The 18791-nt window shown below is 58.6% G+C and carries 17 protein-coding genes; 4 read left to right on the top strand and 13 right to left on the bottom strand.

Annotated elements, in window-relative coordinates:
- Positions 1-40 precede the first annotated feature (40 nt).
- The 3 genes from ACFSYH_RS03305 (at position 41) to ACFSYH_RS03295 (ending at position 2122) form a co-directional block, all read left to right on the top strand.
- Complete coding sequence (locus tag ACFSYH_RS03305) at positions 41-505, top strand: FHA domain-containing protein (protein WP_377465077.1); 465 nt, start codon at positions 41-43, stop codon at positions 503-505.
- Positions 506-631: 126 nt separating this feature from the next.
- The gene (gene ftsR, locus ACFSYH_RS03300) at positions 632-1318 is read left to right on the top strand and encodes a transcriptional regulator FtsR (protein WP_377465238.1); all 687 of its coding nucleotides are present in this window, start codon (positions 632-634) and stop codon (positions 1316-1318) included.
- Between the two features lie 219 nt (positions 1319-1537).
- Positions 1538-2122 (top strand): MerR family transcriptional regulator, encoded by a 585-nt coding sequence (locus ACFSYH_RS03295; protein ID WP_377465076.1) that lies wholly within the window; start codon positions 1538-1540, stop codon positions 2120-2122.
- 125 nt (positions 2123-2247) lie between these two features.
- Here the strand turns inward: ACFSYH_RS03295 and ACFSYH_RS03290 are convergent, their stop codons facing one another.
- The 3 genes from ACFSYH_RS03290 to ACFSYH_RS03280 all read right to left on the bottom strand — a co-directional run bounded on the left by ACFSYH_RS03290 (position 2248) and on the right by ACFSYH_RS03280 (position 5347).
- On the bottom strand, positions 2248-3315 hold the full coding sequence (locus ACFSYH_RS03290; protein ID WP_377465075.1) for a ParA family protein: 1068 nt from the start codon (positions 3313-3315) through the stop codon (positions 2248-2250).
- 104 nt (positions 3316-3419) lie between these two features.
- Positions 3420-4673, bottom strand: a complete 1254-nt coding sequence (locus tag ACFSYH_RS03285) for a phospholipase D-like domain-containing protein (RefSeq protein WP_377465074.1) — start codon at positions 4671-4673, stop codon at positions 3420-3422.
- 32 nt (positions 4674-4705) lie between these two features.
- Complete coding sequence (locus ACFSYH_RS03280) at positions 4706-5347, bottom strand: hypothetical protein (protein ID WP_377465073.1); 642 nt, start codon at positions 5345-5347, stop codon at positions 4706-4708.
- A gap of 655 nt (positions 5348-6002) precedes the next feature.
- Here ACFSYH_RS03280 and ACFSYH_RS03275 point away from each other — a divergent pair.
- Positions 6003-6356: an RNA polymerase-binding protein RbpA gene (locus ACFSYH_RS03275; protein WP_377465072.1), complete on the top strand. Its 354-nt coding sequence runs from the start codon at positions 6003-6005 to the stop codon at positions 6354-6356.
- A gap of 324 nt (positions 6357-6680) precedes the next feature.
- Here the strand turns inward: ACFSYH_RS03275 and ACFSYH_RS03270 are convergent, their stop codons facing one another.
- The 10 genes from ACFSYH_RS03270 to ACFSYH_RS03225 form a co-directional block, all read right to left on the bottom strand.
- Positions 6681-7439 carry a polyprenol monophosphomannose synthase gene (locus tag ACFSYH_RS03270; RefSeq protein WP_377465071.1) on the bottom strand — a complete coding sequence of 253 codons (759 nt, stop codon included), beginning with the start codon at positions 7437-7439 and terminating at the stop codon, positions 6681-6683.
- 11 nt (positions 7440-7450) lie between these two features.
- The gene (gene lnt, locus ACFSYH_RS03265) at positions 7451-8998 is read right to left on the bottom strand and encodes an apolipoprotein N-acyltransferase (RefSeq protein WP_377465070.1); all 1548 of its coding nucleotides are present in this window, start codon (positions 8996-8998) and stop codon (positions 7451-7453) included.
- Between the two features lie 399 nt (positions 8999-9397).
- Positions 9398-11050, bottom strand: a complete 1653-nt coding sequence (locus ACFSYH_RS03260; RefSeq protein ID WP_377465069.1) for an amidohydrolase — start codon at positions 11048-11050, stop codon at positions 9398-9400.
- Between the two features lie 23 nt (positions 11051-11073).
- On the bottom strand, positions 11074-13959 hold the full coding sequence (locus tag ACFSYH_RS03255; RefSeq protein ID WP_377465068.1) for a DEAD/DEAH box helicase: 2886 nt from the start codon (positions 13957-13959) through the stop codon (positions 11074-11076).
- 206 nt (positions 13960-14165) lie between these two features.
- Positions 14166-15158 carry a diacylglycerol/lipid kinase family protein gene (locus ACFSYH_RS03250; protein WP_377465067.1) on the bottom strand — a complete coding sequence of 331 codons (993 nt, stop codon included), beginning with the start codon at positions 15156-15158 and terminating at the stop codon, positions 14166-14168.
- A 1-nt stretch (position 15159) separates the two neighbouring features.
- Complete coding sequence (gene tatC, locus ACFSYH_RS03245; RefSeq protein WP_377465066.1) at positions 15160-15915, bottom strand: twin-arginine translocase subunit TatC; 756 nt, start codon at positions 15913-15915, stop codon at positions 15160-15162.
- A gap of 101 nt (positions 15916-16016) precedes the next feature.
- Entirely contained in the window at positions 16017-16238 is a 222-nt protein-coding gene (tatA, locus tag ACFSYH_RS03240; RefSeq protein WP_377465065.1) for a Sec-independent protein translocase subunit TatA, read from the bottom strand.
- 180 nt (positions 16239-16418) lie between these two features.
- Positions 16419-16757, bottom strand: a complete 339-nt coding sequence (locus tag ACFSYH_RS03235) for a hypothetical protein (protein ID WP_377465064.1) — start codon at positions 16755-16757, stop codon at positions 16419-16421.
- Between the two features lies 1 nt (position 16758).
- On the bottom strand, positions 16759-17781 hold the full coding sequence (locus ACFSYH_RS03230) for a helix-turn-helix transcriptional regulator (protein ID WP_377465062.1): 1023 nt from the start codon (positions 17779-17781) through the stop codon (positions 16759-16761).
- Positions 17774-18790, bottom strand: coding sequence for a helix-turn-helix transcriptional regulator (locus tag ACFSYH_RS03225; protein ID WP_377465061.1), 1017 nt, complete (start codon positions 18788-18790; stop codon positions 17774-17776). The genes ACFSYH_RS03230 and ACFSYH_RS03225 overlap by 8 nt, the downstream gene beginning before the upstream one ends.
- Position 18791 lies beyond the last annotated feature (1 nt).

Here is an 18791-nt window from a genome sequence, read left to right as displayed (position 1 = left end):
ATGCAGCGATAAACTGGCATTGAAACCTGTGGAGGTCATCATGAATGAGAACTTTGGCGACGCTAAGGTACCCGAAAACGCGGACAAGTTGACCGAGACCACGCTCACATTTGCTTCGCTCGCAGCACTCGACGAAGCCTACAATGTAGCCGCAGCCAGTCCTGAAGTCCGCGATGCAGTCAAGGCACTGCCACTTGGCTCCGCGCTGCTCGTTGTGCGACTCGGTTCAGGGGAGGGGGAACGCTTCCTCCTTGACGCAGAGCGCATCGTCGCGGGCCGCTCCGAGTACGCCGACGTGTTCCTCAACGATGTCACAGTGTCCCGCAAGCACGCCGAGTTCGCCCGCGTTGGCAACGACTACGAGGTGCGCGACCTCGGTTCGCTGAACGGCACCTACATCAACCGTGACCGGATCGACAGTTACGTCCTCAAGCCGGGTGATGAGATCCAAATCGGCAAGTACCGGATGATCTACTACCAGAGCCCACTGGCACGTCTTTCCTGACACGGACCCACACGAGTGAATCAACCCGTACGACACACTCCACGTTCTGATGGGTGCTCATCAGGACCGAGTTCGCAGGAACACCCTCGGTCGCCTTGGCCGCAGGGTGTTTCTCGTGTGCCCACCATGCGGATCTCCGATGTGCTCTCCGCACTCAAGACCGAGTTCCCGGCAATCACCCACTCAAAACTCCGGTTCCTTGAGGAACAGGGATTCATCCACCCCGTACGAACCAATTCGGGGTACCGTCAATACTGCGCCGCCGACCTTGAACGCCTACGCTATGTACTGACTGAGCAGCGTGATCGCTATCTTCCGCTCAAGGTCATCAAAACCCAACTTGATGATCTAGACAATGGCGCCTTGGAAAGTGACACCCCTCTTGGACCACGCGTCGCTACTCAGGATGGGTTCACGCCCGCACAGGCGATGCTGCGTCACCTGTCTGATATCGCCTCAGCCGCAAATGTTGAGTCGAAGTTCGTTGAAGAACTCTATGAGGCAGGAATCCTACGCGAACACATAGCGGCGAATACTGACGCAGACCGCGTCGCGTTCGCGGAACACGATGTTGAAATCGTGCGCTTGGCCTGCGCTCTAGCCGAGTTTGGCATCGACTGGCGGCACCTGCGATCAATGCGGGCCGGTGCCGACCGTGCCGTGGCGCTCGTCGATCAATCCGTGGCTCATCTCGCAGGGAGGTCCAGCTCAAGCTCACGCGCACAAGCAGCCAACGCACGTACGGAACTGGCGGAACTGCTTGCGCGGCTGCACACAGTATGGCTGCGGGACGGCATCGCCGAACTGAACTGAAACTTTAGGCTTCCTCAAGAGTTTCACCCGGCAGCGTAATGGGGAGAACTATCGATTTTGGTGCGACACGCACTCAAAAACCTCCCAGGGTCGTTGACCATAGGGGTCTTGGGTTCTAGCGTATTTAAAAGAAGCAGTTGCACCACCAGCCCTTGCAGTCCCAACTGCAAGGAGCGGCTTTCAGCCACAATAGGCAACCAACCCTAGGCGGAGGAATCCATGAGCGATCGCACACCAAGTGATGCGCGATTTGTAGCACCTTTGCGTTCCCAGGGAACCCTCTTTGGTGACGGCATCGAGGACCAGGATTCCCAGACTGGATACCGCGGACCCACCGCATGCCGCGCGGCAGGCATCACCTACCGTCAACTTGACTACTGGGCACGGACTGGCCTGGTCGCACCAACCATTCGACCAGCCACCGGATCAGGAACGCACCGTCTCTACAGTTTCCGTGACATCCTCGTGCTCAAGGTTGTCAAACGCCTGCTCGACACGGGCGTGTCACTGCAGCAGATCCGTACCGCCGTGGAGGCACTGCGCGAACGAGGTATTTCCGATCTCGCACAGATCACCCTTATGAGCGACGGCGCCTCAGTGTACGAGTGCACCTCCACGGATGAGGTCATCGACCTGGTACAGGGCGGACAAGGTGTGTTCGGTATAGCTGTTGGCCGCGTCTGGCGCGAAGTGGAAGGCACACTGGCCACCCTTCCAGCCGAACGAATCGACGCACTCGAAGAGGTACCGGCCGCACCGGAGGATGAACTGGCTCGGCGACGTCGCGCCCGCAACGCAGGCTGACATTAACTGCTTCAGGGTCGTGGGCAGGGGAGCAGAGTTCCCAATGCTCTGAACTTATAGTTGAGGGGCGGAACCAGATTGGTTCCGCCCCTCAACTGTAAGTTCGTCTATCGGTGCACACCGCATTATTGTTTTCGTTCAGAGTCCAACTCTGGCTGAAACTGCACAAATTCGTCACTGCCACCAAACGGCGCATTGCCGACCGGAGCCTGCGTCACCGGAATATCATCCACAACCGGGAAATCACCGATTGCTTCAGCCGTTGACTCGGGAACGGAGATATCTTCAACGACCGTTGGCTCTGACACCACGGAGTCGTCATCGTTTGACGGGCTGTCCTGTTCTTGAACGGCCTGCTGCCCCTCTTCGAAGGCACGCTTTAGCTCTTCGCCTTCAGCCTCCTCTTGAACGATCTCGTGATCACGAGCAATCGAACGCATCGCGCGTGCGAGAACCGCATCGAATCGATCTGCGAGATCACGGGCAGCACGGCTCGGCCAAGCATGGATAGGGGAGCCGGCCCCCTGCGCCTGCTGCAAGGCGGAACGCTCCGGAATGTAGGTCGACAGGATCAACGGCCCAAACATACCCGTCAGTTCCTCTTGCCGGTAAGCCTGCTCCGAAGAACGCGTACGAACACGGTTGACCAACACCCCAAGAGGTTTGAGTTGTGGGGCAGATTCACTCTTGATCTGGTCAATGGCCTGGAATGCGCGAGCGGCTGCCGTGACAGAGAACAGTCCAAGTTCAGTGACAACCAGCGCACGGTCACACGAGGTAAGCCCTTGCCGTGTTAACCCGCCCAACGAGGGTGGGCAATCGATCAAGATGACATCGTATCGGTCCTCCAAGAACTCCAGCGCATGCTTGAGCCTGGTAAGACGGTGCGAATACGACGGCCCATCATGGCGGGCAGACTCGTTGGAGCCCACAAGTACGTGTAGAAGTTCCGAATTCCACGGAGATGACGCGATCGCAGACTCGACAACGAAGGATGAAGGATTATCCAAGACCGCAGCCACATCGTTGTCGGCCGCGCCAGATACCCCCAAAGCCAAGGTCGTGTCCGCCTGCGGGTCGAGGTCCACAACGAGGGTACGCATTCCAGCGTAAATCGCCGCTGACGCTAAACCGAGCGTTACGGACGTCTTACCAACGCCACCTTTGAGACTACAGATACCTAGAATCGCCACACATCATACTTTAGCGGCATATTCACAGAACTTTTCACATATACGCCCATTTCGAGGCATCGAATTGCCCGAATTGTCCAGCATGGGAGAAGATCTCACCCTGGTTACAGTAGCGGCGACAGGGGAGCGAGGAGCACCTCGCCCACCTTATTGAGCAGGGGGCGATTCTCCCATTCGTCGAGGTCAAGACGCCGACAGTTGCTCAGGTCAGACTCGAATACCCGTTCCATCGTGGCAGCTAGATCGGTGTCATAGATAGACAGGTTGATCTCGTAGTTTCCCTGGAGTGAAAGGCGGTCGATATTGGCCGTGCCGATCGTGGTCCACACCCCATCAACCGTGCAGGTCTTGGCGTGCACCATCGCGTTTTTGAACAGCCAGATGGTGATTCCACCGCGCAGCATCTTGGAGTACTGTCCGCGTGAAAGCCAGTCGGTCAGCACGTGATTGGATGCCTCCGGAACGATGATGCGGACATCCACGCCACGAGCTGCCGCGGCAAGTAGCTCATCCAGGAACACTGCATCGGGAATGAAGTAGGCCTGCGTGAGATAAATGTGGTGGCTTGCGCGACGGAACGCCTCCAGATAGATGTTGCGTACCGGATAGACCTGACGGATCGGAGCATTGGCTGCGGTCTGGATGCGGGGGAGCCAATCTGGTGTGTGCACCGGCTCAATGTGGGGCAGGCGGCCCTTACGATTGTGATTCCAGAAGTTCACGAATGCACTCACCAGTTCCCACACCCCAGGACCTGTTACACGCATGTGCGTGTCGCGCCACTGAGTTGCATACGTGGAACCGATGTTGAATCCACCAACGAATCCGACTTCCTCATCCACCACGAGAATCTTGCGGTGGTCGCGTCCCGTGTACTTCAGGTCCAATGTCAGGATCTGTGGACGAAACAGGGGATAGGCAAGCACGTGGATCCCCTCAGGGAAGTCGAAGAACGACTTCTGCACCACGAGGTTCGCGAAAGAATCGTAAATCAGATAGACATCCACACCACGGTGATAGGCGTCGATCACAGCGTCCTTGAACCGCCGGCCGTACTCATCGCCCTTCCAGATGTAACTTTCAAGATAGACCGAGGACTTGGCGTTGTTGATCGCTTCGAGCATGTCCTTGAACACATCCTCGCCGTACGTGTACACAGTGGTACTCGTATTGCCGATCTCCACATGTTGAGGTTCAAGGTGAGGGAACTTCGTCTTACGCTGAATATTGCGCTTTTGATAGTGGTCGACGGCGACCACGGTCGCAGCGGCACTCAACGTGGTGGCGGCCCCCAGGAATACCGACCTGGTGAACAGTTTCTTGACGTCTTTGTATGCGCGGGATACGAGTTCATTCACAGGCCCAAGCCTATGTGTAACCGCGTGATCTTTCACGCAGGGGGAGCAGGAGTCTCGGGTGTAGTTTCGTTCGCCCGACGGGCCAGACGTTCCCTGATCTCGCGATTGGTCGTGTACACATGGACACAACTCAACCCGCCAACCACAGACAGCAGCAACAGGGCAAGCATCTTCCAGTGCCAAAAGACCGAATAGTGCTCCCATGAGTTAATGCCCGACTCCTGCCACGGAGCGAACGAGACACGTTGCGCCAGATAGACGACGATTCCAGGAAGCACACCGGAGAGGATGACGATGATGCGGGGTATGTAGCGTACCGAGAGTCGCTCTGTGCGCCAGTGTCTGTCACCCTGCATGAAGTAGACCACAAGGGCTGCGATCACCATAAGTGCCGCTAAACCGTAGCCGGTGCTGAAGCTTGCGAGGCCCTCGGGGATCGGGAAGCCACTGCTTTGGATGGCGTCCCATGTCTTCGCCGGAACAGTCGCGGGTGAATCCTCGGCTAGCTGGGGAAAATTTTCTACAAGTAGCCCGGGCGTTCGCAGCCGGATGAGTATTTCAGTGTCGGCTCGCAAGAATCCGTGGATCATGTACGCAATGACGACAACTGCTGACATGCCGAGTGTCCAGTAGGCCTTCGTATGGTTCTCGGGGTCATAAAGGTTGCGCGCCATTACGTCTGCCGATCTACTCAGCGAACTTCCGTTCGCAAAATCATGGTGTTACCGCGCATTTCATGCGGAGAAAGCGGTTCTGACTAGAGGATACATCCGGTCGCAGGGAAGTGGGATGAATCGCGGAGATCAGGCTCAATCTGATCTTATTTTGTCATAACGTACATTATCGGATTTTGTGATAAACAGCGAGAACCTGCCTTTTCGCGGTGAATCACTGTGCGAGCACGATCTTGAGGCGTTATGACTTAACGCTTGCTTCACTGCTGACCAACCCTGAATGCAGTCACCCCACCAACCTCGGGCGGTTTGTGGGTTTCCTCGCCATACTGTGCTCACTTGTTGCCACAGAGTGCCGGAGAAAACCACAGAACGATCCATGCAACCCACTCCAGCCATGCGTGAGCGCACGCTGAGTATGGCCAAGCGCCAGGCACATACCGGAACGTTGATATACATACTGGAGCGTTAGATTCGTAACTAAGTCACATCCAACGGGGAATCTCAGCCCGTGACGCCTAGTTATCTAGTAGAATCCAGTGGGAACAAACGCGCCCTGAAGCGCGTTTGTACAAAGACTTCCGGCGGTTTGGCTGCCGGATCGATTCATCAGATCGAGTTCCACGGCGCGGCCATGGAACATTTGGAGGCATACATGGCAGATCGTTCCCTTCGCGGAATGAGCATCGGCTCGAAGAGCATGGAAACCGACGAGAACGTCGATTTCGCTCCACGCCTCGAGACTCGCTACCAGTGCCCAAACGGCCACACCATCATCTTGCCATTCTCCACCGAGGCTGAGGTTCCGGTTGTCTGGGAATGCCGCTGTGGTGAAGAAGCGCTGCTGCAGGATGCCGAGAAGCCTGAAGAGGTTCCCGGAAAAGCCGTACGTACCCACTGGGACATGCTTCTAGAGCGCCGCACTGTCAAGGAACTTCAGGAGCTTCTCGACGAGCGTCTTGAGCTGCTGCGTTCGGGCCGCCTACGCCGTGGGTCGGGTTCATTCTGATTCGTTCACGCCGAGGCACTGACGTGGGGTGGCTCCCCTGCGTAGATGGCCTGGACGTAAATGCTGTTCAGTACAACTGTTGTGTACATGTTTGGATAGCGACCACGTTGAACATCTAGTGCGGGTGGCTGACAGTGAATAATGCACTGTCAGCCACCCGCACTTTTTGTTTGCACATACATATATGGATTGGCGCTTCATCGCGTGTACCTGACCAATCTTCTTGCGAGATATCTCGATGGGCTGTTTTTGTTCCGGGTGCATGATGTTTGGATGTGCACTCGGACGAACTTTGCCCCATCGGTTGGCGTGCGCACTCGTGGGTTAGCGGCGGAAGATCTGAGTGAGTTGGCGGCCACGCTTCTGGAAACCCCACACCGTGACGCGACCAAGAGCCTCTTTGACGATGGACCCGCTCATCTTGGAAACACCGTGAACCCGCTCAACAAAGGTGATGGGAACCTCAGCCACCACTCCCCCTGCCTCGATCACGTTTCGTGACATGTCCACCTGGAAGCAGTATCCGTGAGAGGCGACATTTCCCAGATCGAGCGCTTGAAGCATCCGGGAACGAAATGCACGGAACCCAGCGGTCGCATCATTGATACCGAGGCCGAGCATGACCTTGACGTAGATGTTTCCGCCACGGGATAGAAACTCACGGTGCTTTGGCCAATTCTCAACTGACCCTCCCGGAACCCAACGTGAGCCGATTGCGAGATCGATCGACTCGTCGTCAAGCGCCGCGAGCAACCGTGGAAAATCCTGTGGGCGGTGTGAACCATCAGCATCCATCTCACAAATGACGTCGTACCCGCGGGCTAAAGCCCAGTCGAACCCAGCAAGATACGCGGCGCCGAGGCCGTCCTTTGCGGTCCTGTGCAACACCTGTACTCGCTCATCGGAAGCAGACAGTTGCTCGGCCCACTCCCCTGTGCCGTCAGGGCTGTTGTCATCTACGACCAGCAACTCTACATCTGGGGCTGATTCAAAAAGACCCTTCACCGTGATGGGTAACGATTCGCGTTCGTTGTACGTGGGAATAACCACGAGCACGCGCCCAAGTGGGTGGGACGACGACATTGTGCCTCCGCTTAAGATACTTCGCGGCGATTACGCGAAAACAATCCAGTGACTAGCAGCAACACACTACCAGCCCACGAAATCCAGACGGGAATCTCGCCCAAGAATACCGCTGGCGTTCGGCTGTCGCGTAGGACCAGTTCCTGCATCATCTGTTCGGCTGAGAAGTGGCCGGTCCGTTCGAGTTCGGCACCTGTGGGCGTGTAGATCGCTGAGACACCAACCGTTGATACGTGCACCACGGCCCGACCGGTTTCGATGGCCCGAAGGCGTGACATCGCAAGTTGCTGGATTGACTCGTTTGTCGGGCCGAACGAGGCGTTGTTGGTCTGCACGAACAGGATCTCTGCTCCGTTTGTGATGGAGTCGTGGATGACCTGGTCGATTCCCACCTCGAAGCAGATGATGGGTCCCACTGTCACGTCGCGCTCGAGGCGAGCGATGGGCACGTCGAGTGCCGCAGGTTCAGTTCCGGCGAACATGTCCGTGCTGATGCGGTCCACGTCTGGGTAGAGCCTCCGGAAGAAGTTGCGATTCGGGATGTACTCGCCAAATGGTACGGGACGCTGCTTGGCATACGAGCCGATAACTCCCTGACCGTGTTGCCAGAGCAGTGAGAGGTTAATCCTGCCACCTGTCGCTGGGTATTCCTGGGCACCCACGAGGATTGGAGTTCCGACAGCCGCCGAGGCTGAGTCTATGAGAGCAGCGGCCGCTGCATCCACCTGCGGATCGATATCCGAGGCGTTTTCGGGCCAGACCACCACGTCGAGGAGATCGCTGTTTTCTCGCTCGGCCAGTGCAAGTGTTCCCGCGACGTGGTTGTCGAGCACCTCTTGCCGGTTGGCGAAGGCATCGGCGCCAGGCTTGGACACGTTTCCTTGAACCGCTCCAACGTGCAGTGTTCCCGTTTGAGCCTTGTTGCTGAGTGGGATGAATATCGCCGCAAGGATGACGACAACACCCACAAAAGCGCTAGAACCAAGCCGCCACATATCCAGTTGCAACAGGGCGAGTACAGCAACCGCTGTCAAAAAACCGATAAAGGCGACGATAAACGTTATGAGCGGTATTCCGGCAAGCCAGGCATACGATGCGAGAGGAGACGTCGACTGGGAGAACCCGAGTCTCCCCCAGGGGAACCCACCCCACGGAAAGTAGCCACGCAAGGATTCGGCGCCGAGCCATAACAGCGCGAAAGCAGCCGCAGAACGCAGTGAGTTTCGTGCAATCCAATCGTTGCGACGCACGATGCTCCATGCAGAGGCAAACAGGCCGATGAAGAGGGCTTGAAAGGCAGACAGGGCAATCCACGGCAGGTTACCGCCCACGGCGTACTGAGCCCACATGATGTGCGGGAGGAAGAATCCGAACCCCCAGACGGTCCCGACAAGGAAGTTCCACCAAGCTCCATCGCGCAGCGTCGCAAGGGACAGACCTGCGATTGCCACGAACGCGAGTGCCCAGACATCGGTCCCGGGAAATGCAAGTTCAAGGAGGACACCACTCGCTGCGGCGAGGATGACAGACAACCATCGAGGGATACGGCGGGAGTTCACCTGACCAAGGTTACCGTCATGTTCTGTAAGGTCAGTGAAGCGACTGCTGCGTGTGCCACACGCATAATAAAAGCCCACGTGTCCTTCGTACCGGTGCATTGCGTACCGTTTTCTACTGAACACGTGGGCTGCGCCCTGTTGGAGTATCTCCTTCGACAGCATGCTGCTTGTAGAAAGGGATGCTCAGCGATGCAGAGTTAGTGACTAACCTAACGCAAGATAACGAAAAGGTGAACGGGCCGTTGTCCACAAATTTGGTTTAAGTGGCGTGGTCTGCGCGAATAGGAGGAAATGGGTCGGGTGAAATGGGATGACCGTCCACTAAGAGAGATCATCCCATGTCAGCGTGAGTAATCCATTCAGTCCTCTTCACGTGCCGAACATGTCAAACCAGGGAAGCTAGAGAGTGTTGTACAGGAAGACACCCTCGCGGAGCGTGGCCACGCACTGTGGGCGTTGCCCACGAGAAATCGCCTCTTGTTCGAGGATGGGTAGCAGCGGTGAACCCGAACGGGCATCGGTGGTCCAACTTGAGCGGCCGTCATTCTCGGCCTGAACACCGAGTTCATCGGCGCGCCACAGGGCAAGGTGTGCGGGCGCTCCGACTCGTAACTCCCCCGCCATGAAGTTGGGTTCGCCGCCTACCCGCCATCCGCCACGCGTGTGAGCCTTGAACGCGGCGCGTGCGGAGATACGGAAATCGCGATTGTTGTGGAACAGTGCCGCGGCTACGGCACCCCATGGGTCGAGCGCCGTGACGGGGGTATCGGAACCAAAGGCCATCGGTACACCGGCCCTTGAAAAGTCTCGGATGGGGGTGGTGCGCGCCCGGCGGGACGCCCCCAGGCGCTGCTCGTACAGGTCGCCCTCGCCACCCCAGTAGGCATCAAATGCGGGTTGAACCGAGACTGCAAAGCCAAGTTCCACGAGCGCAGCAATACTCTCGGAATCAACGAGCTCCACATGTTCGAGCCGGTGTCCGCCACGACGCATTGCACTCAGCATGCCGGGCTCTGTAGCGAGTCTGCGCGCCGCAGCCAACACGGTGTCCAGCGCGCGATCCCCGATGACGTGGAAGCCAGCCGTGATGCCTTTTGAGGAACAGATCAACAGGTGAGTGTAGATCTGTTCCTCACTCAGATGTAGCGTTCCGCTAGTTGATGGAGCGTCAGCATAGGGTTCCCGCATGGCAGCGCTACGCGACCCAATGGAACCATCCGCAGAAAGATCTCCAGCCAGCCCACGCAGGCCCGGAACCTGCTGCTGAATCTGCGCCAACTCGTCGTCGGTGGACACCAACTCGCCGCGATACCCAACCACGAGTGGCAACCCGCTCGACGAATCGGTGGTGAGTTCGATCAGGCGGGCAAGGCCCTCGCGAGTGTCGATACCAATCGCGCTGTTTTCGTGAACCGCGACGAACCCGAGGCTCGCAGCCCGGGCCAGGATGCTGCGGTAGATGTCGTCGCGTTCTTCAGCCGACACATCGCGGATGTGGTCACGCACCGCAGTGTGGGACCGATTGATCAATCGTCCGTCAGACAGTGCGGACTCGTCGAGTCCTGCTGCCCGCAGCAATGCCGTTGAGCAGACCGCCGAGTGCAGATCGGCCCGGGGCACATACAGTGGCACGTCGCCGAACGTTGTGTCCAGATCGTGCACCGTCACGCCGGGTCCCGACCACCCCGAATCGTCGTATCCAGTCGTGCTCAGCGCGCGAGCCTGCCCCACACCACCGGCGGACAGCCGGTCTCGAATGAGGTCTAGGACGGCCTCGCGCGACGTACCACCGGCAGACGGTGACACGTCGACCGCCCGATACGCCAATTCGGTTTCCAGGAGGTGCACATGCGCATCCACGAAACCAGGCGCGATGAGTGCCCCGTCCACGTCGATGACTTTCTCAGCGCGGGAGGCGAAGCTGGTTGACGTGTCATCGTCGCCAATCCACGCGATCACGCCGTCCTCAATGAAGAGCGCGGTCGCGAACGGATCGGTTGGCGAGTGCACAAACCCGTTACGGAACAGAATCGAGTGTGGCGTGTCGGACACAGAAACTCCTGATGACGGCTGGTTTAGATGGATGAATAGGCGACGACGCCACGTTTGATTGCGTCGATTGCATTGGTCGCGGTTGTCCGCAGACGCTGGCTTGGGGCAACCCCAGCAATCTGGTCCAGGGCATCAAGGATCTGCTTCGCCCACCGCACGAAGTCACCGGCAGTCAAATCCGCATCGGAGAGGACCGAGTCGAGCGAACGCCCCCGGGTCCACTTGTGCACCGCCTCGATCAACCCGGTGTCGAGGTCGCCGGTCTCCTTGACCTTGTAGGCATCTTCGAGGTCGGTGAGCCGCGACCATTCACGAATCATCTCGTCAAGCACTCGCGCGAGTTTTCCTTGCGGCCCACCTGGGATGCGCGGATCGGGTTCATCATCGCGGCGCGACTGATAAACGACGAGCGACACAGCCGCCGCTAGCTGCGGCGCCTCGAGTTCGTCCCACAGTCCCTTTTCGATGCACCTGGCGACGAGCAGATCATTTTCTGCGTAGATGCGCGAGAGTGCGTGGCCGGGTTCGGTGACATGCAAGTCACCGTGTTCGTCTCGGTGCAGGTATTCGAGTTCGAGGAGGACCTTGCAGATCCGGTCGAACGTTTTACCGATGGACCCTGTGCGGTTGTTGATCTTGTGCAGAAGGGTCTCTTGCTCGCGCATGAGTTTGGTCCACCGCTCACCCCAGCGGGCGTGGGCCTCACGGTCTGGGCAGGCATGGCACGGATGTTCGCGCAGGTCCCGGCGTAGTTCCTGGAGTACGATATCGTCTGCTGAACTGCTGCGCCGTTTTGGACCCGAGTAGGGATTATCGGGCACAGGCGTCAGACCGTCACCGTTGCGGAGCGCGGCTCTCAACTTAGCGGTGAGGTCCTTGCGTTCTGCCGGTTTTCGCGGATTGAACTGCTGGCCAATCCGCAGTGAGCCGATCACCTCGAATCCGCCATGCAGGTCAGCGAGGGACACCATCCGAACCTTACCCTGCTCGGTGAGCACGGCGGGGCGCGGGCCGTCGGCACCCGTGTCCTTGCCCCGGTCAACGACCACCGCGTAGCCCGCCGAACGCCCGGAAGAAACCTCCACCACGTCGCCGCGGCGCAGTTTGGTCAGTCGATAGATCAGCTCGGTGCGTGCTGCGTTCTTGTTCTCCCCCGCAAGTTTGCGCTCTCGCTCCGAGATTTTGCGACGAAGTTGCATGTAACTCGGGAAATCACCGAGTTCGCACTGCATGGCCTGTTCATAGCCTTCTAGGGCTTCGCGATTCGCGCTTGCCGCACGGGCCAAGCCAACGACACCACGGTCGGCCTGGAACTGCGCGAACGAGGATTCAAGGATTTCCCTGGCCTGTTTTTGACCGTAGCCGTCTACGAGGTTGATGGCCATGTTGTAGGTTGGCTTGAAACTCGATTTGAGTGGGTACAGGCGTTTTGATGCTAGACCGGACAGAGCAACAGGGTCGAGTCCCGGGTGGTCAACGACCACCGCATGACCCTCGACGTCGATTCCGCGGCGTCCAGCACGTCCCGTTAACTGGGTGTACTCACCCGGTGTCAGGTCAACATGTGAGGTGCCATCCCATTTGACCAGTTTCTCCATGACCACCGTGCGGGCGGGCATGTTGATCCCAAGCGCAAGGGTTTCGGTGGCGAACACGGCTTTGATGAGTCCACGCGAGAACAGTTCCTCGACTGTTTCCTTGAACAGTGGCAGCATGCCCGCATGGTGCGCAGCGATACCTCGGGTCAGGCCCTCAATCCACGACCAGAACCCCAACACGTTGAGGTCCTCGGCTGGAACGTTGGTGCAGCGAGACTCCGCGATGATCCGAATCTGCTCGGCTTCCTGCTCCGTGGTCAAGCTAATGCCGGTGGCCAAACACTGTGCAACAGCGGCATCGCAGCCTGCGCGCGAGAAGATGAAGTAGATCGCGGGCAACAGGTTTGCCTCTTCAAGCTCCTTGATGACCGCGAACCGTGGCGGGCCACGCCGCCCGGTACGCTGCGAGGAACCGTGCTTACCACGGCCGCCCCATGACCCGCGGTTGTGTAGGGAGTCACTTCCACGCCGCATGACGTTGAGCAGGTCGGGGTTAATCGGTGGGTTCACGCCCGGGTCAGTCGGATCAACCGTGTGCGCATACAGGTCCAGAATGCCGCCGGGGTGGTCTCCCCTACCTTGAACGATGACATGCTGCCACAACGGTACGGGGCGGCGTTCGGAGACGATCACCTTGGTGTCACCACGTACGGCCTCCAACCAGTCGCCGAACTCTTCCGCGTTCGACACCGTTGCACTCAGCGACACGAGGCGCACCGACTGGTCCAAGTGGATGATGACTTCCTCCCACACCGCGCCCCGGAACCGGTCGGCCAGGTAGTGAACCTCGTCCATGACCACGTACCCGAGCGTGTCCAGGGTTGAGGACTGCGCATAGATCATGTTGCGCAATACCTCGGTGGTCATCACCACGATGGATGCTTCACCGTTGATGGTGGAGTCCCCGGTCAACAGGCCAACCGAATCGGCACCGTAGCGGCGCACGAGGTCATTGTATTTCTGGTTGGACAGCGCCTTGATAGGGGTCGTGTAGAAGGCCTTCTTACCAGTGGCAAGGGCCAAATGCGTGGCGAACTCCCCCACTATCGTCTTCCCGGCACCGGTGGGCGCCGCAACGAGAACGGAACTACCACCCTCAAGCGCTGCACAGGCCTCAAGTTGGAAGGGATCGAGTGGGAAATCGAAGTTCGCCTCGAACGCTTCAAGGTGTGGCGTATGGAGTGTGGCGCGTTCCTTGAAAGCCGCATACCTTTCGGCTGGTGATGGCTCTGTGCTCTGGGGGCGGGATGATGGAGAGGTGCGGAGCGCTGCGCGTTTCTGTTCGCGAACCCTCGAGCGTTTCGGAGACATGCCTTAAGCCTATCGAAGGACCCTGCCCAGCCCACGCTTATTTGCATCTACGGGAGAAACGTCACGTTACGGGGCGTTCCGCTCAACCAGAGGCCAGACTTGTTGCTCCTCGCTGACCTTGACGAAGAAGGAACGCCAATCATCGGCGCGATTTCCGAATCTGTGTTTCACATCGGTGCCTAATCACCGGGTAGGAGAAAAAACACTCAGGTGAGAACCCGCAGCACGCCTGGGTCCACCGTGATTCGCACAGGGACGGGACTGATGACCTCACCGTCAGCCATAGCAACTGGTGGGAACTGAGCCCTATCACTTGGACCAATGATGACCTCGGTGACTTCGCGAGTCGAGACAGCAGGCTCCTCCAGGTGTTTACCGGAGTAGAGTTTCGGAAAGATCCGCATGATCTGCGGGACACTCAAGGCGTCGGCGAGCATGAGATTGAGTTTGCCGTCGGTGAGGGAAGCGTGCGGGGCAATGGGGATACCGCCACCAAAGTAGGGAGCATTGCTGATTGCGGCGAGTGTGCCCGTCATCTCGATGGTCTCGCCCTCGATGGTGATGGAGTATCCGTACGGTTTGTACTTGTTGAGGCAAGAAACCACTGCGCGCAGGTATTTGAGGTGCCCTTTGGGCCACGAGTAGGTGTTTGCTTGGAGATTCACTGCGGCATCAAACCCTAGTGAGAGCGTTCCAGCGAACCAGCGTCGCGTGGACTGCGAATGGCGCACATCCTGAGGGGATTTCGCCCGCAATACGCGCGCTGGAGACAGTTCTTGCAGGTGTGGCTCTACAACGCCTGCATCGTAGGCGGTGATTGAACCCGCCTCAAGGGCTTGGGCAATGACCTCGATGGAGGCTCGGACATCGTTGATGGGGAGATTGATTGCGCGAGCGAAGTCGTTTCCAGAACCGACGGCGATGATACCGAGTGGAGTGGATGTTTTTGCGGTGGCGTTGACGCCGAGGTTGACCATGCCGTCACCACCAACCACGACGAGGGCGTCGAGGCCGTCGAGACTCGCAGCGCGTGCTTTTGCGTGCGCATCGATAGCCGAGGTGCCGGACAGGTCAGTGAAGTTGATGTTGTAGCGTGTGAACTCGCGTATGACCTGTTTTCCGGCGTGTTCTCCTTTGCCAAGCCCTGCGGTGGGATTGATGACGAGGCCGATATGGGGGTGGGTTTCGGATACGGCCATGTCAGTAGTCTTGTAGTTCCTTATCGAGTGCGTCCATGCGACGCTTTTCAAGCCGATCATGGATGCTTGCCACACCAACGGCGATGAAGTAGAGACCCACGATTGGCAGGGCAACCAGAATCATGGTCAGGGCGTCCGGGGTTGGCGTCATCATTGCGGAGAATGTAAAGGCAAGCACAACGGCCCAGCGCCAGCCCTTGAGCATTGTGTGTGCGGACATCATGCCGAGGAAATTCAATGCCACCAGGAGAACGGGCATCGCACAGGCCAGGCCGAACGCGATGAGTAGGCGCATGACGAAACTCAGGTAAACGTCTGCTGAAATCAGTTGCGAGGCAGTCTCTGGAACGAATCCCACCATGATGCGTACAGCTCGGGGCATAACCCACCAGGCGAAGTACGCTCCCCCGAGAAACAGCGGAATCGCTGCGCCAAGGAACCCGTAGGTGTAGGCGCGTTCTTTCTTGGTGAGGCCCGGTGTGATGAACGACCAGAACTGGAACATCCAGAACGGGCTGGAGATGAAGAAGCCGATGAAGAACGAAATCTTCAAACGGAAGTCAAGCCCGGTGGCGATACCCGCGAAGTTGATGTTCGCGTCGAGTCCGGTGTCTTTGGAAGCTTGGATGAGCGGTTCCTGGAGGGCGTTGAATACCGGCGTGAACAGGAACCATCCGCCGATGGCACAGGCAACGATAACGATGGCGGCATAGAAAAGCCGCCGCTTGAGTTCGTTGAAGTGTTCCAGGAGCGTCATTCGACTCCTGGCCTCACGTCGTTCTTGGGCGCGGCGGGCTTTCGTCGATCTGCGGATCTCTTTCGCCGAACGCTTTTTGTCGTTCGAGGAAGTTGACACGGTTATGCGTTGTCTTTGCGTTTCGTGTCGGCGGTGTCAGCGCTGGAAACCGATTCGGCGGGGTTTGACTGTGCGGGAGCATCGTCATCCGTGAGTTCCTTGATCTCCTTCTTGAAGATCTTCATCGACTGGCCAACGCTGCGGGCAATGTCTGGGAGTTTCTTCGACCCGAAGACCAACAGAATCACGACAATCAGCAGAACCCAGTGCCATACGCTTCTCATACCAGGCATTATTCAAACTCCAAACTTCGGTGCGTCATTACATCCTAAGCGTGTGCCGCGTCAGGTAAAAACCCGGCCTAGCCGCATGGAACTATCGAACCGCTTCGACGCCGGTTAGTCAACTACCCACACAGTCAAATGTGGCGACCTGTACGAAGTGATTGGTAGTTGGCGAACCGACTAGTCACCGTAGTACGCAGCCCACCGACGATACGTCTTCTCGCGTGATTCCTGCTTACGCTGTGCCCGGTCCGCAGCGCGATCCTGCCGTTCGCCGCGTAGTTGGGCGGCTCGTTCCGGTCCCCCATACACATCCGTGTCTCGCGGCTCGCTCAGCAGTCCGCGCTGCATCAGATCCTCGGCGCTGGGAGCCTGCGCCAACGCTGCACTGATCTGTTCCGTGGCACACGCCCCTGCACGCAGTGTGTTGCGGGCACGAAGCCACAGCAACCAGGTGAGACTCGCAAGCATCGCGAGTGCGCTAATGATCGCGACAGCCCAAAAGGCAACGTTCAACATGCTAGTCTCCTTGGCTTTCCTGTAGGTCACCGTACTGCACTAATGCGCGTGCCGCACTGTCCGCCACGAGGTTCGCGTACTCGGGTGGAGACACGCTCACCACATGTCCAGCATGTGCGAGCAAGAACTCCACAAGCCATTGTGGACGCGATACGTCCACGGTCAGTTCGACCAACCCGGAAGGCGCCTCTGACAACCGCTCGTGGGGAACCTCATCAACCAGCCAGCGCCCGTGTGGGTGAAGAGTCAGAACAACGGTGTTCCCAGAACGCGGAACTCGCGCCTGCCCTGGCTCGTGCCCCTTCTCGTGCTGGTACGAGTCTCCCGTCAGGAGAGTGGCCGATCCCATGCGGTCGAGTCGGAACACGCGTGGCCCATCCGCTGTGCGGCAGAACCCCTGAGCGTAGAGATGACCCGACTGGTTGAAGATTGACCACAGCTCAACCACGCGTTCGGCGGTTTCTCCTGAAGCATTCACGTAGGTGAATCGCACGGGCGTGCTTGTCTCAATGCCCCCTCGTAGCACCGCGAGCGCGGAGCCTGCCCCGTCACGGGAGAGTTGCACGTCGAGGGCTCGTGAGTTTTCGCCGAGGTTGAGTGTGAGTTTGGAGATGAGGCGTTCGACTGTGGTGGAGCTTGCGCCAAGGTCGCTTTCGTCTGAGGCGGTGATAATGCCTCGCAGTGCGTTGAGCGCGGCGAGTAGTGCGATTGATTCTTTGATGCCCAGTCGGAGGGGTTGTTCGAGTCCGCGCGCGGCGGTGAGTCGGACGACGCCTTGGTCGAGGGCGAATGCGTCGAAGTCGATGAGGTCGTCGGCCATGTATCCGGGGGTTCCGGTGACCCAGAGTAGGTCGATGTCTGCGCGGATCTGTTTGGCGGTGACGTTGAAGTGTGCTGCGAGTTCGTCGATTGTGGCTTCGCCGTTGTGGGAGAGGTATCCGACGAGTGCGAGGAGGCGTGCGGTGCGGGTTGCGGCTGTTTCGGGGGTGCGTTTTTTGCGCGCGGTGGGGGTTGGTTCAGTCATTGTGTGCCTCCTTCGTGGCTGAAGGGTTGCCTGTGCGTGGAGAGCTGTTGAGCGTGGCTGCGGCGCGTAGTCGTGCGATCACCTGGGTGCGTAGTTCGGGTGGTGCGCAGACCAGTACGGCGTCTGCTTGCCCGGCCAATTCGTCGGCAAGTTCCGTCAGGTCGTGGAAGGTGAGGGTTATGGCGTCGTAACCGCGCGGTACTACGTGGTTGGATTCGCGTCCGCGTAGGCGTAAGGCTCCGCCGCGTCCTGCTCGCAGGGCGAGCTGTGCGGTCTGTGTTTCTGTCTCGGTTGCTGCGAGTAGCGCGGAGAAATCGATGTCTTGTGGGATGTCGTATGCGGCTGGTGCGCCAATGCGTTTCACATTGCCGACGATCCGGTTGAGTTTGAAGGTTCGTTGCGCTTGGCGGGTGGTGTCCCAGGCGACGACGTACCAGCCGCTGCCGCGGGCGAGGACGGACCAGGGTTCGACTTCGCGGTTGGTTTGTTCGCCTGTGTGTCCTGTTCGGTAGTCGAACTGGACGCGTTGGCGCCCGGTTACCGCTTCGAGTAGGGGTTCGAGTGCTGGGCTGTCCGTCCCTACGCGTGGGTCAAACCCGATGAGTACGGAACTGTCCGTGGAGGCGGCCGTGGACTTGAGTTTGGTGAGTCCCAGTTGGGAGTCTGATTCGAGCGCGGTGTCGCGCCACAACTGCGTGGCGAGCGACAGTAGACCGATTTCGGCGGGGTCGAGTTCGAGTTCGCCGAGTGTGTACTGGTCTTTGTCGATTCGGTATCCGGTTTCCTCGGCGTGTGAGGTGGCGGATTCGACTGTCACGATGGGCACGCCAAGTTCCCGCAGTGTGTCCTTGTCGCGTTCGAACATGCGCTCGGCTGCTTTGGGGTCGCTGTTGCGGTCGTATCCGGCAACGGTTGCCTGTATTTCGCGCCGCGACATGGGGGTGGTCGCGTTCATGAGTGCGATCACCAGGTTGAGGAGGCGTTCTGCAGGGGGCGTGGCGTTTTTCATC

Source organism: Populibacterium corticicola (genome assembly GCF_042683685.1).
Lineage (GTDB): Bacteria > Actinomycetota > Actinomycetes > Actinomycetales > Cellulomonadaceae > Timonella > Timonella corticicola.
Note: the sequence above shows the minus strand (reverse complement) of the source record. Positions and strands in the feature narration are given on the sequence as shown.